General features: G+C 73.7%; 12 protein-coding genes. 3 read left to right on the top strand and 9 right to left on the bottom strand.

All coding sequences use genetic code 11. The annotated features are described in order from the left end of the window. Nucleotides 1-2 precede the first annotated feature (2 nt). A complete protein-coding gene (locus tag ACWDD9_RS15380) occupies nt 3-569 on the top strand; it encodes a hypothetical protein (RefSeq protein ID WP_049655963.1) in 567 nt (188 codons plus the stop codon). A 66-nt stretch (nt 570-635) separates the two neighbouring features. On the opposite strand, the gene ACWDD9_RS15375 is transcribed toward ACWDD9_RS15380, so the two are convergent. From ACWDD9_RS15375 to ACWDD9_RS15355, 5 genes are all read right to left on the bottom strand, one after another. Beyond that, the gene (locus tag ACWDD9_RS15375; RefSeq protein WP_049655953.1) at nt 636-851 is read right to left on the bottom strand and encodes a hypothetical protein; all 216 of its coding nucleotides are present in this window, start codon (nt 849-851) and stop codon (nt 636-638) included. Nucleotides 852-985: 134 nt separating this feature from the next. Further along, complete coding sequence (gene tsaE / locus ACWDD9_RS15370) at nt 986-1,483, bottom strand: tRNA (adenosine(37)-N6)-threonylcarbamoyltransferase complex ATPase subunit type 1 TsaE (RefSeq protein ID WP_049655956.1); 498 nt, start codon at nt 1,481-1,483, stop codon at nt 986-988. Between the two features lie 116 nt (nt 1,484-1,599). Beyond that, the gene (locus tag ACWDD9_RS15365) at nt 1,600-2,832 is read right to left on the bottom strand and encodes an alpha/beta fold hydrolase (protein WP_449811794.1); all 1,233 of its coding nucleotides are present in this window, start codon (nt 2,830-2,832) and stop codon (nt 1,600-1,602) included. After that, nucleotides 2,829-4,028: an alanine racemase gene (gene alr, locus ACWDD9_RS15360; protein ID WP_449811793.1), complete on the bottom strand. Its 1,200-nt coding sequence runs from the start codon at nt 4,026-4,028 to the stop codon at nt 2,829-2,831. Before alr ends, ACWDD9_RS15365 begins: the two co-directional genes overlap by 4 nt. A 186-nt stretch (nt 4,029-4,214) precedes the next feature. After that, nucleotides 4,215-5,690, bottom strand: coding sequence for an NAD(P)H-hydrate dehydratase (locus ACWDD9_RS15355; protein WP_449811792.1), 1,476 nt, complete (start codon nt 5,688-5,690; stop codon nt 4,215-4,217). 107 nt (nt 5,691-5,797) lie between these two features. On the opposite strand from ACWDD9_RS15355, the gene ACWDD9_RS15350 reads away from it, so the two are divergent. Continuing rightward, nucleotides 5,798-6,322, top strand: coding sequence for a Uma2 family endonuclease (locus ACWDD9_RS15350; RefSeq protein ID WP_449811791.1), 525 nt, complete (start codon nt 5,798-5,800; stop codon nt 6,320-6,322). A gap of 37 nt (nt 6,323-6,359) precedes the next feature. Here the strand turns inward: ACWDD9_RS15350 and glmS are convergent, their stop codons facing one another. Next, the gene (glmS, locus tag ACWDD9_RS15345; RefSeq protein WP_117488219.1) at nt 6,360-8,216 is read right to left on the bottom strand and encodes a glutamine--fructose-6-phosphate transaminase (isomerizing); all 1,857 of its coding nucleotides are present in this window, start codon (nt 8,214-8,216) and stop codon (nt 6,360-6,362) included. 99 nt (nt 8,217-8,315) lie between these two features. Between glmS and coaA the strand changes: the two genes are divergently transcribed. Then, nucleotides 8,316-9,311, top strand: coding sequence for a type I pantothenate kinase (gene coaA / locus ACWDD9_RS15340; protein ID WP_049649055.1), 996 nt, complete (start codon nt 8,316-8,318; stop codon nt 9,309-9,311). Nucleotides 9,312-9,439: 128 nt separating this feature from the next. Here coaA and glmM read toward each other — a convergent pair whose 3' ends face one another. The 3 genes from glmM to rplM form a co-directional block, all read right to left on the bottom strand. Next, entirely contained in the window at nt 9,440-10,804 is a 1,365-nt protein-coding gene (glmM, locus tag ACWDD9_RS15335) for a phosphoglucosamine mutase (protein ID WP_049649054.1), read from the bottom strand. 169 nt (nt 10,805-10,973) lie between these two features. After that, nucleotides 10,974-11,483, bottom strand: a complete 510-nt coding sequence (gene rpsI, locus ACWDD9_RS15330; RefSeq protein ID WP_049649053.1) for a 30S ribosomal protein S9 — start codon at nt 11,481-11,483, stop codon at nt 10,974-10,976. Between the two features lie 45 nt (nt 11,484-11,528). After that, nucleotides 11,529-11,972 (bottom strand): 50S ribosomal protein L13, encoded by a 444-nt coding sequence (gene rplM / locus ACWDD9_RS15325; RefSeq protein WP_030055846.1) that lies wholly within the window; start codon nt 11,970-11,972, stop codon nt 11,529-11,531. Nucleotides 11,973-12,168 lie beyond the last annotated feature (196 nt).

Below are 12,168 nucleotides of genomic sequence, written 5' to 3'. Positions count from 1 at the left end.
AGATGGGTCCTGGAGTGGTGGTCACGGGGTTGACCCTGGGGGCCCTGGCGGTGGTGAGCCTGCTGGCCTTCCAGGCCAACGGCGCCCAGGACCGGGCCGGCGGCCCCAAGCCCACCGCCACCACCACGGCGACCGGCACGGCCACCGCCGCGGCGCCCACCGCCGCGGCCACCCCGACCGTCCCCCCGCTGCCGGCCACCTCGGGCACCGGCACCCGGGTGGTGTACTCGGTCGGCAGCCACTACGTCTGGCTGGTCGACCCGAAGAAGAGCCCCCAGGTCGCGGCCGCCTTCCCGGTCACCCCGGGCTCGGTCGAGCCCGCCCCGGGCAGCTACGCGGTGTACAGCCGCACACCGACCACCACCGGGACGGACGGCAAGCAGATCGAGCACGTGGTGCGCTTCGCGCAGCAGAACGGCGTGGTGTTCGGCTTCAGCGCGGCGGTGGACGGCGCGACGCCGACCACCGACCCGAGCGCCAAGACCGGCGGCATCCGCAGCGGCCGCGCCGAGGGGCAGCTGCTCTGGGACTTCGCACCGAAGGACACCAAGGTGGTCGTGATCGCCTGAGCCCGGACGGGACCGGGCGACCCGGATTCGGGTTCGTGTTCGGCTTCGTGTCCGGGAGGAGCGGCCTCAGGCGGCCCGGGGCGTCCGCGCCTCGGGCCGTTCGTCGTGTCCGGGCCGCGGTCCGTCCTGCCGGGGGCGCGGTCCGGGCGGTGTGGACACCGCCTCGGCGGCCGCGCAGGCGGCCAGCAGCGCCCGCATCGGCTCTCCCGGAACGCGACGGGCGGACTCTCCGGCCCCGGCGGCGGTGACCGCGCGCTGCGGGGCGGGGGTGGTGCTCGACATGGCGCCTCCCTAGTTAGGCAGACCTAACCGCAGCACCCATCCCACCACGCCCGGCACCCCGGCCGCAACATCTTGCCGACAGTCTGTCGGCAAGATGTCGGCGAGTCGTCGGCGGGTCGTCGCCGCCCTCCCGGCTATCCGAGTTCCGCCAGCGCCGCGTCCGCCCAGCGCGGGCCGATGCCGGTCAGCACCACCCGGCGCGGGTCCTGGTCGTCCCCGCCCTCGGTGCCGCCGATGGCGCGCTCGATCCGGACCTCCAGCCGGTCCTCGGACAGCCGCTCGACCTTGCCCTCGCCCCACTCGACCACGACCACCGACTCGGGCAGCGAGACGTCCAGGTCGAGGTCCTCCATCTCGTCCAGGTCCCCGCCCAGCCGGTACGCGTCCACGTGCACCAGCGCCGGGCCGCCGACCAGCGAGGGATGCACCCGGGCGATCACGAAGGTCGGCGAGGTCACCGCCCCGCGGACCTGCAGCCCCTCCCCCAGGCCCCGGGTCAGCGTGGTCTTCCCCGCCCCCAGCTCGCCGGAGAGCAGCACCAGGTCACCCGGCCGCAGCAGCGCGGCCAGCTCCCGGCCGAGCCGGCCCATCCGCTCCGGGGTGGGGACGGTGAGAGTGGCGTGCGAGCCCATGCGCGTGTCTTGCCCTTCGGTCCGTACGGCGCGCCGACCACCGGCCGCCACCGCTACCGTGCCACATCGGCGGGCACCCGCGCGGCGGGTGGGCCCTCCGGGCGGGCACCCGGGCCTCAGGCGGGGTCGACGACGGTCTCCGCGGTCCGCTCCCCGGCCAGGTCGAGGACGGCCGCGGGCAGCGGCGCGGCCCCGGCGAAGCCGACGGCCCGGCGCAGCAGCCGGGCCAGCTCGTGGTCGACCAGCTCCGGGCACTCCAGCATCACCAGGTGCCCGGCGCCCTCGGCCAGCACCAGCTCCGCGCCGGGCAGCCGCTCGGCCATCGCCTCGCTGTGCGTCGAGGGCGTCAGCAGGTCCTTCGTCCCGGCCAGCACCAGTGCGGGCAGGCCGCGCAGGGCGTCCAGCGCCCCGTACTTCTCGTGCGCGCCGAACACCGGGTAGAACTCGGCGACCACGTCGATCGGGGTGGCGTCCAGCAGCTGCTCGGCGAAGCGCACCACACCGGGGTCGACGTCCCGGCCGCCGAAGGAGAACCTCCGGTAGAACACGGCGGCCACGTCCGAGCCCAGCCGCCTGGTCGCCTCGACCAGGTCGACCTGGCGGCCCAGCAGCTTCACCACCCCGGGCGCGACCTTCTTGAACAGCTTCGCGCCGGCCTTCGGCAGGCCGAGGCTGACCTCGTTCCAGTCCCCGGCGAGGGTGCCGATCAGCGCCACCCCGGCGACGCGCTCGCGGAACAGCTCCGGGTACTGGTCGGCCAGCGCCATCACCGTCATGCCGCCCATCGAGTGGCCCACCAGCACCAGCGGCCCGGTCGGCGCGACGGCGTCGACCACCGCCTTGAGGTCGCCGCCCAGCTGGTCGATGCCGGCCGGCTCGCCCGCCAGGTACGAGCGGGAGCGCTCGGAGCGGCCGTGGCTGCGCTGGTCCCAGAAGACCAGCCGCAGGCCCTCGCGCAGCGCGGCCCGCTGGAAGTGCCAGCTGTCCTGGTTGAGGCAGTAGCCGTGGCAGAACACCACGGTCAGCGGCTCGGCACCGGTCCCGCCGTCCGGCCCGCTCCAGCCGGTGCCGTCCAGCTCGACGTACAGCTCGGTGCCGTCCGGCGCGGCCACCGTCCTCGGGCGCCCGCGCAGCGAGCCGTACGGGGCGTTCGCGTCCAGCTCGGCCCGGGCCCGGCGGCGCATCGCCCGGCCGACGGTCAGCCGCTCGATCGCGACGCCCGCGGCCGCCCCGGCCGCCAGCACGCCGACCGAGATCCCGATCACACCCGCCCGGCTCACCCCGGAGGCGGCACCGGCCGCCCTGGCGACCGCCGCGACCGGACTGCCCTCGGCCGGCCCCCCGGTCATGCCGACCGGACCTCGGCATGGCTGCCGCCCAGGTAGCGGCGGGGCACCCGGGCACCGATCCGGGTGATGATCTCGTACGAGACGGTGCCGCAGGCGCGGGCCCAGTCCTCGGCGGTGGGCTCGCCGCGCTCGCCGTTGCCGAACAGCAGCACCTCGTCGCCGATCGCCGGGGCGTCGCCGCCGAGGTCCACCACGAACTGGTCCATCGCGACCCGGCCGGCCACCGTGCGCCACTTGCCGTCGATCTGCACCGGGCCGGTGCCGCTGGCGTGCCGGGGGATGCCGTCGCCGTAGCCGACCGGGACCAGGCCCAGCGTCGTCTCGCCCGGCGTCGTGTAGTGGTGGCCGTAGCTGACCCCGTGCCCGCCGGGGACGTGCTTGACCAGCGCCAGCCGCGCGGTCAGCGCCATCACCGGGCGCAGCCCGAAGTCCGCCGGCGAGCCCACCTCGGGCACCGGCGACAGCCCGTACGCGGCCAGGCCGGTGCGGACCAGGTCGAAGTGCGACTCCGGCAGCAGCAGGGTGGCCGGGGAGTTCGCCAGGTGCCGGACCTCGGGGCGCAGCCCGGCGGCCTCGGCCATGGCCAGCGCGACGCGGTAGGAGTCCAGCTGAGCCTGGATCGACGGGTGGCCGGGCTCGTCCGCCGCGGCGAAGTGCGACCAGACGCCGACGACCGTCAGCAGCCCCTCCGCCTCGGCCCGGCGGGCGGCCGCCACCAGCCGCGGCCAGTCGTGCGGCTGGCAGCCGTTGCGGCCGAGGCCGGTGTCGGCCTTCAGGTGCACCCGGGCCGGAATGCCGGTCTCGCGCACGGCGGGCAGCAGCTCGTCCAGCGCCCACTGGCCGCTGACCGAGATGTCCAGGCCCGCGCGCAGCGCCTCGCGCCACGGCCCGCCCGGCGTCCACAGCCAGCACAGGATGCGGGCCTGCTCGGGGCGGATGCCCGCGGCCCGCAGGGCCAGCGCCTCGTCCGGCGTCGCGCAGCCGAGCCAGCCGACCCCGTTCGCGACCGCCTCCCGGGCGCACTCGACCGCGCCGTGGCCGTAGGCGTTCGCCTTGACCGCGAGCATCACCGCCGTGCTGCCGACGCGCTCGCGCAACGCGGCGAGGTTGCCGCGCAGGGCGGCGAGATCGATGGTCGCCTCGGCCCGTACGCCGTCGGTGAGGGTGGCTGTGCCGATCGTGTTCGCAGTTGTCATCAGGGTCAGTCTCCCAGACGTCCCGGAGTCCTCGCCGAACGGCCCGTCGGCGCGGCGGCCGACGACCGGGCCGCGCGCACCGCGCCGACCTGCGGCGAACCGCTCGTCCATCCCTTGCACGGACGCGTTCGACGGACCGTCCGGTTCCGGTTGCCGGCCCTCCGGGCGCCTTCCCGGCCTTCCCGGTCAGGGCGTCCGGACCGCCCGCCACACCGCCGGCAGCGCGTCGGCCACCGCGAGCGCCGTGGTCGGGGCGCCCGGCTCGCCCGCCGCCTCACGGCCGGCCAGGCCGTGCAGGTAGGCGGCCGCCGACGCGGCGTCCAGCGGCGCGAGGCCGGCCGCCAGCAGGGAGCCGGCCAGCCCGGCCAGCACGTCGCCGCTGCCGGCCGTGGCCAGCCAGGAGGTGCCGGTGGGGTTCACCCGGACGGCCCCGCCCGGGTCGGCGACCACCGTGGTGGAGCCCTTCAGCAGCACCGTCGCGCGGTAGTCGGCCGCCAGCCGGCGGGCGGTGGCCAGCCGGGCCGCGGCCAGGTCGGCGGCGGCCGGCGGCGTGCCGCCCCCGGCGCCCGCGAGCAGCCGGGCGGCCTCGCCGGTGTGCGGGGTGAGCAGGGTGGGCGCGGTGCGGCCGGCCAGCGCGTCCGGGCCGAGCCGGCCCAGCTCGGTCAGCCCGTCCGCGTCCACCAGCACCGGGACGTCGCTCGCCAGCGCCTCGGCCAGCGCCTGCCGCGCCCCCTCGCCGCCGCCCGGCCCGACCACCCAGGCCTGCACCCGCCCGGCCCCGGCCGGACCGCCCTCGGTGACCAGCACCTCCGGGAAGCGCCGCACCACCTCCTCGGCCGCCGTGCCCACGTACCGGACGGCGCCCGCGCCCCCGTACAGCGCCCCGGCCACCGCGAGCAGCGCCGCCCCCGGGTAGGTCACCGAGCCGGCCGCCACCCCGACCACGCCGCGCCGGTACTTGTCGCTCTCCGCGCCCGGCACCGGCAGCAGCGCCGCCACGTCCGCGTGCTGGAGCGCCGTCACCTCCGCGGCGGGCGGCTCCAGCCCGATGCCGACCAGCTGCACGGCGCCCGCGTACGAGGCCCCCGGGTCGATCAGCAGACCGGGCTTGTACGTGCCGAAGCAGACCGTGACGTCCGCGCGCAGCGCCACGCCCGGCACCTCGCCGGTGTCGGCGTCCACCCCGCTCGGCAGGTCCACCGCGACCACCGCCCCGCGTCGCGCCGCCCGCGCGTACGGCTCCGCCGCGGGGCGCAGCCCGCCCCGGCCGCCGATGCCGACGATGCCGTCCAGCACCAGGTCCGCGCGCGAGAAGTCGGCCAGGCCGACTTCCTGCTCCACCGTCACCCGCCCACGGGCGGCCCGCAGCGCGGCCAGCCCGCCCGGGTGCGCCTTCTCCGGCACCAGCAGCACCGCCGTCACCCGCGCCCCGCGCCGGGCCAGCGCGGCCCCCGCGTACAGGGCGTCACCCCCGTTGTCCCCGCTGCCCGCGAGCACCGTCACCCGACTGCCGTACACCCGCCCCCGACGCCCGGTCAGCAGCCGCGCACAGGTCGCGGCCAGCCCCGCCGCCGCCCGCTGCATCAGCGTGCCCTCCGGCAGCCGCGCCATCAGCTCGGCCTCGGCGGCCCGGACGGTTTCCACAGGGTGTGCATGACGCATTCGGGGACTCCTTCAGAAGCCGGCCGGTACCAGACCTGGGCGCACTTTCGAGTGACCCCTACAACGATCCCCCGCGCACACCCGGCTGTACGCCTACGTTGTCGCCTGTGGACATCCTTCAGTCGTTCCTGAGGCTGCACGTGCCCCAGGGGTGCAAGATCGAACTCTTCCAGGCCTGGGAAGAGATCATCGTGACTCCTCATCAGGGCGGTGCGCACGAGGACGTCGTCGCCCGGTTCGCCCGTACCGTGGCACGGGAAGCAGCCGGAGAACTGTACGTCAGCACGCACAAGGGCCTGATCACCCCGACCGGCCGATTCATCCCGGATGCGACCGTAGCCCCCGTCGGCCGCTTCCGGGGCCAGGAACCGTGGTCACCACCGACGGGCGTCGCGCTGGTCCTGGAAATCACGTCGACCAATCCGCTCAAGGAGCGCGAGCCGAAGCGGCTTGGCTACGCCGCCGCAGGCATCCCCTGCTATCTATTGGCCGACCGCGACGAAGGGAGGGTCACGCTGTTCACCGAGCCCGAGAACGGGGACTACACCGCCCTCGTCGAGACCGGTTTCGGCAGAACGATCGACCTGCCCGCCCCGTTCTCGTTCGCACTCGACACGGCGCCCCTGCGGTAGGACGCAGCCACCGCAGGGGCGCCGTACGGCCGAGCGGCTACTCGACGGTGACCGACTTCGCCAGGTTGCGCGGCTGGTCGACCTCGTGGCCCTTGGCCGTGGCCAGCTCGCAGGCGAAGACCTGGAGCGGGACGGTGGAGACCAGCGGCTGGAGCAGGGTCGGGGTGGCCGGGATGCGGATCAGGTGGTCCGCGTACGGGACGACGGCCTCGTCGCCCTCCTCGGCGATCACGATCGTGCGGGCGCCGCGGGCCCGGATCTCCTGGATGTTGGAGACGATCTTGTCGTGCAGGATCGACCGCCCGCGCGGCGAGGGCACGACCACCACGACCGGCAGCCCCTCCTCGATCAGCGCGATCGGGCCGTGCTTGAGCTCGCCCGCCGCGAAGCCCTCGGCGTGCATGTACGCCAGCTCCTTGAGCTTGAGCGCGCCCTCCAGGGCCACCGGGAAGCCGACGTGGCGGCCGAGGAACAGCACCGAGCGGGCGTCGGCCAGCGAGCGGGCCAGCTCGCGCACCGGCTCCATGGTCTCCAGGACCTGCTCGACCTGCTTCGGCGCGTCGCCGAGCTCCTTGATGACGGCGAAGATCTCGTCGCCCCACTTGGTGCCGCGCACCTGGCCCAGGTACAGGGCGACCAGGTAGCAGGCGACCAGCTGGGTCAGGAACGCCTTGGTCGAGGCGACCGCGACCTCCGGACCGGCGTGGGTGTACAGCACCGCGTCCGACTCGCGCGGGATGGTGGAGCCGTTGGTGTTGCAGATCGCCAGCACCTTGGCGCCCTGCTCGCGGGCGTGCCGCAGGGCCATCAGGGTGTCCATGGTCTCGCCGGACTGCGAGATGGCGATGACCAGCGTGCCCGGGCCCATGATCGGGTCGCGGTAGCGGAACTCGGAGGCGACCTCGACCTCGCAGGGGATGCGGGTCCAGTGCTCGATCGCGTACTTGGCGATCATGCCGGCGTGGAAGGCCGTGCCGCAGGCCACGATGACGACCTTGTCGACCGAGCGCAGGTCGGCGTCGGAGATCCGCAGCTCGTCGAGGGTCAGCCGGCCGTCGGTGCCGATCCGGCCGAGCAGGGTGTCGGCGACCGCCTTCGGCTGCTCGGCGATCTCCTTGAGCATGAAGTAGTCGTAGCCGCCCTTCTCGGCGGCGGAGGCGTCCCAGTCGACGTGGTACTCGCGCACGTCGGCCGGGGTGCCGTCGAAGTTGGTGACGGTCACGCCCTCCCGGCGCAGCTCGACCACCTGGTCCTGGCCCAGCTCGATCGCCTCACGGGTGTGGGCGATGAAGGCGGCGACGTCCGAGGCGAGGAAGTTCTCGCCCTCGCCGCGGCCGACCACCAGCGGCGAGTTGCGGCGGGCGCCGACGACCACGTCCGGCGCGTCCGCGTGCACGGCGACCAGGGTGAAGGCGCCCTCCAGCTGACGGCAGACCGCCCGCATGGCCTCGGCGAGGTCGCCCGCGTAGGCCTCGCCCAGCAGGTGGGCGACGACCTCGGTGTCGGTCTCGGACCGGAGGGTGTGGCCGCGCTCGGCGATCTCGGCGCGCAGCTGGGCGAAGTTCTCGATGATGCCGTTGTGCACCACCGCGACCCGCTCGCGGTCGTCCAGGTGAGGGTGGGCGTTGGCGTCCGTCGGGCCGCCGTGGGTGGCCCAGCGGGTGTGGCCGATGCCGGTGGTGCCGCCGGGCAGAGGGGTCTCGGCGAGCGACTTCTCCAGGTTGGCGAGCTTGCCCGCCCGCTTGTCGGTGGCCAGGCTCCACTGCCCTTCGGAGTCCTGGACCTGCACCGCGACACCGGCCGAGTCGTAGCCCCGGTACTCCAGTCGCTGCAAGCCTGCGATTACTACGTCGAGGGCGGTCTGAGCGCCCACGTATCCAACAATTCCGCACATGCGTGCCAGCATAAGGGCGGTTCTGTGGCCGTTTTCCCGCCGCGCGGGAACACTGCGTGACCGACACCACAGCCACCGTGAACGCCGCGACGGCTCACAATGGAGCATGTGCTGACCGAACTCTGTACGCCGGGCGCCGCCACGCCCGGCCCGTCCCCGTCCCCCTACGTGGACCTCAGCCGGGCCGAGTGGAGCGCGCTGCGCGAGCGTACGCCGCTGCCGCTGACCGCCGAGGAGGTGGAACGGCTGCGCGGCCTCGGGACCGCCCTCGACCTGGACGAGGTCCGCGACGTCTACCTGCCGCTGTCGCGCCTGCTGAACCTGTACATCCACGCCACGCACGAGCTGCGCGGGACGCTGGGCACGTTCCTGGACACCCCGGACACCGAGCGCACCCGCACCCCGTTCATCATCGGCGTGGCCGGCTCCGTCGCGGTCGGCAAGTCCACCACCGCCCGTCTGCTGCAGGCGCTGCTGGCCCGCTGGCCCGAGCACCCCCGGGTCGAACTGGTCACCACCGACGGCTTCCTGCTCCCCAACGCCGAGCTGCGCCGCCGCGGCCTGATGGCCCGCAAGGGCTTCCCGGAGTCGTACGACCGCCGGGCGCTGATGCGCTTCGTCGCGGACGTGAAGGCGGGCAAGGAGCGGGTCAGCGCGCCGGTCTACTCGCACCTGGTGTACGACATCGTGCAGGGCGAGCGGCTGACCGTGGAGCGCCCGGACATCCTGATCGTCGAGGGCCTGAACGTGCTCCAGCCGGCCCTGCCCGGCAGCGACGGCCGCACCCGCCTCGCGGTGGCCGACTACTTCGACTTCTCGATCTACGTCGACGCCCGGACCGACGACATCGAGCACTGGTACCTGGACCGCTTCCGCAAGCTGCGGCAGACCGCCTTCCAGGACCCGAACTCCTACTTCCGCCGCTTCACCGAGGTGCCGGAGGAGGAGGCGATGGAGTACGGCCGGCAGGTCTGGCGCACCATCAACAAGCCCAACCTGCTGGAGAACGTGCTGCCGACCCGCGGCCGGGCCACCCTGATCCTCCAGAAGGGCCAGGACCACAAGGTCCGCCGGGCCCTGCTGCGCAAGCTCTGAGCCCACCCCGACGAGCCCACCCCGACGAGCGCCCCCCGAGGGGCGCGCCCGGGGAGGCACCACCGGAGGAGCGCACGACACGAAGGGCCCCCGCGGCGCGCGGGGGCCCTTCACGGTGTCTCCGGGGCTCAGCCCAGGTGGGTGCGCACGGCCTCGGCCAGGCGCTGCCCGACCGTCTCGGCCTGTGCCGGGTCGGCGGCCTCGACCATCACCCGGACCAGCGGCTCGGTGCCCGACGGGCGCAGCAGCACCCGGCCGGTGGAGCCCAGCTCGGCCTCGGCCTCGGCGACCGCGGCGGCCAGCTCGGTGCTGGTCCTCACCCGGGACTTGTCGACGCCCTTGACGTTGATCAGCACCTGCGGCAGCCGGGTCATCACGGCGGCCAGGTCGGCCAGCGGCTGCTTGGTGGCGGCCAGCCGGGCGCCCAGCATCAGGCCGGTCAGGGTGCCGTCACCGGTGGTGGCGTGGTCCAGCAGGATCACGTGGCCGGACTGCTCGCCGCCCAGCGCGAAGCCGTGCTCCTTCATCGCCTCCAGCACGTAGCGGTCGCCGACGGCGGTCTCCACCAGCTCGACGCCCTCGCGCTCCATCGCCAGCTTGAAGCCGAGGTTGGACATCACGGTGGCCACGGCGGTGTTGCCGCGCAGGGTGCCGGCCTCCTTCATGGCGATCGCGAGGATGGCGATGATCTGGTCGCCGTCCACCTCGTTGCCCTCGGCGTCGGCGGCCAGGCAGCGGTCGGCGTCCCCGTCCAGGGCGATGCCGAGGTCGGCCCGGTGCTCCTTCATGGCGACGCGCAGCCGGTCCAGGTGGGTGGAGCCGACGCCGTCGTTGATGTTGAGGCCGGTGGGCTCGGCCCCCAGGGTGTGGACCACCTCGGCGCCGGCCCGGGCGAAGGCCTCGGGGGCGACGTAGGCGGCCGCGCCGTGGGCGCCGTCGATGACGACCTTGATGCCGTCCAGGCGGTTGGGCAGCACGCCGATCAGGTGGGCGACGTACTTGTCGAAGCCCTCGGTGTACTCGCGCACCCGGCCGACGGCCGCGCCGGTCGGACGGTTCCAGTCCTCGTCGCCGAGGGTGTGCTTGCGGTAGTGGGTCTCGATCGCGTCCTCGATGCGGTCATCCAGCTTGTGGCCGCCGCGGGCGAGGAACTTGATGCCGTTGTCCGGCATGGCGTTGTGGCTGGCGGACAGCATCACGCCGAAGTCGGCGCCGAGCGCGCCGGTGAGGTACGCCACGGCCGGGGTGGGCAGGACGCCGACCCGCAGGACGTCGACGCCGGCGCTCGCCAGACCGGCGATGACGGCGGCCTCCAGGAACTCGCCCGAGGCGCGCGGGTCACGGCCGACCACCGCGACCGGCCGGTGGCCGTCGAAGGCGCCGGCCTCGCCGAGCACATGGGCCGCGGCGACCGACAGGCCGAGCGCCAGCTCCGCCGTCAGGCCCTCGTTGGCCACCCCGCGCACGCCGTCCGTACCGAAGAGTCGTCCCACTGTCCCGTCCTCCATCACCACTGCTCGGAACCCAAACCGATGATCCCGGCCGCCGCGCAGTAGCCGGGGAACACGTCGCCCCGGAGTACGCGAGGTACTCCGGGGCGACGGTTTTTCGCGCAACCAGGGGGTGCGCCGCCAGGGCGGACCGCACCCCCGGGGGAGGCGATTAGCGCTTGCTGTACTGCGGCGCCTTGCGGGCCTTCTTCAGACCGGCCTTCTTGCGCTCGACGGCGCGGGCGTCACGGGTCAGGAAGCCGGCCTTCTTCAGCGCGCCGCGGTTGTTGTCCACGTCGGCCTCGTTCAGGGCACGGGCGACGCCGAGGCGCAGCGCGTAGGCCTGGCCGGAGACGCCGCCACCGCTGATGCGGGCGACGACGTCGTAACGGCCGTCCAGCTCGAGGAGCTTGAAGGGCTCGTTCACGGTCTGCTGGTGCACCTTGTTGGGGAAGTAACCCTCGAGGGTGCGACCGTTGATCTTCCACTGGCCGGTGCCGGGGACGATGCGCACGCGGGCGATCGCCTCCTTGCGACGGCCCAGGCCGGCGCCGGGGACGGCCTCGCCGAAGCGGCCGGCCAGCGACTCGGAGGTGTAGCTCTCCTCGGAGGTGTACTCGCCCTCGACGGCCTCAACGGCCTCGTCGAAGTCGACCTCAAGGGTTTCAGTGGTCTCGGCCACGGTGTTCCTCAGCTCTTTTCAGTGTTGGGGGGCTTGGTGGCCGAATTACTGCGCGACCTGGGTGATCTCGAACGGCACCGGCTGCTGGGCAGCGTGGGGGTGCTGGTCGCCCGAGTAGACCTTCAGCTTCGAGAGCATCTGGCGGCCCAGGCTGTTCTTGGGGATCATGCCCTTGATGGCCTTCTCGACGGCCTTCTCCGGGTTGTTCGCCAGCAGGTCGTCGTAGCGCACCGAGCGCAGACCGCCCGGGAAGCCCGAGTGGCGGTAGGCCAGCTTCTGGGTCTTCTTGTTACCGGACAGGTGCACCTTGTCGGCGTTGATGATGATGACGAAGTCACCAGTGTCAACGTGCGGCGCGTAGATCGCCTTGTGCTTGCCCCGGAGGAGGTTGGCGGCCTGGGAGGCCAGGCGGCCGAGCACGACGTCGGTCGCGTCGATGACGTGCCACTGACGCTGGACGTCGCCGGGCTTGGGGCTGTACGTACGCACGGTCGTAGCCTTCGCTTTTCAGTGAGTGAGTCCTGACAGGAGCACCCGGACGGCAGAGCAGCCTGGCCAACCTTGGACGCAATTCAAGGGTGACCGCTGGTCGACGACCTGATGTCTCCGGCGTACCGACCTCTCACGTGAGATAGAGCGAGCCAATACGCACATCAAGCGTCCAGGTTACCGGCCGGATCCGAAG

The sequence above is a fragment of the Kitasatospora sp. NPDC001119 genome (assembly GCF_053598475.1).
Note: the sequence above shows the minus strand (reverse complement) of the source record. Positions and strands in the feature narration are given on the sequence as shown.

What these genes read in the sequence shown, in the direction of transcription:
- ACWDD9_RS15355 (WP_449811792.1), bottom strand. Translation starts at nt 5,690, where the DNA reads ATGCGTCATGCACACCCTGTGGAAACCGTCCGGGCCGCCGAGGCCGAG.
- ACWDD9_RS15375 (WP_049655953.1), bottom strand. Translation starts at nt 851, where the DNA reads ATGTCGAGCACCACCCCCGCCCCGCAGCGCGCGGTCACCGCCGCCGGG.
- glmS (WP_117488219.1), bottom strand. Translation starts at nt 8,216, where the DNA reads ATGTGCGGAATTGTTGGATACGTGGGCGCTCAGACCGCCCTCGACGTA.
- coaA (WP_049649055.1), top strand. Translation starts at nt 8,316, where the DNA reads ATGGAGCATGTGCTGACCGAACTCTGTACGCCGGGCGCCGCCACGCCC.
- alr (WP_449811793.1), bottom strand. Translation starts at nt 4,028, where the DNA reads ATGACAACTGCGAACACGATCGGCACAGCCACCCTCACCGACGGCGTA.
- ACWDD9_RS15365 (WP_449811794.1), bottom strand. Translation starts at nt 2,832, where the DNA reads ATGACCGGGGGGCCGGCCGAGGGCAGTCCGGTCGCGGCGGTCGCCAGG.
- ACWDD9_RS15380 (WP_049655963.1), top strand. Translation starts at nt 3, where the DNA reads ATGGGTCCTGGAGTGGTGGTCACGGGGTTGACCCTGGGGGCCCTGGCG.
- tsaE (WP_049655956.1), bottom strand. Translation starts at nt 1,483, where the DNA reads ATGGGCTCGCACGCCACTCTCACCGTCCCCACCCCGGAGCGGATGGGC.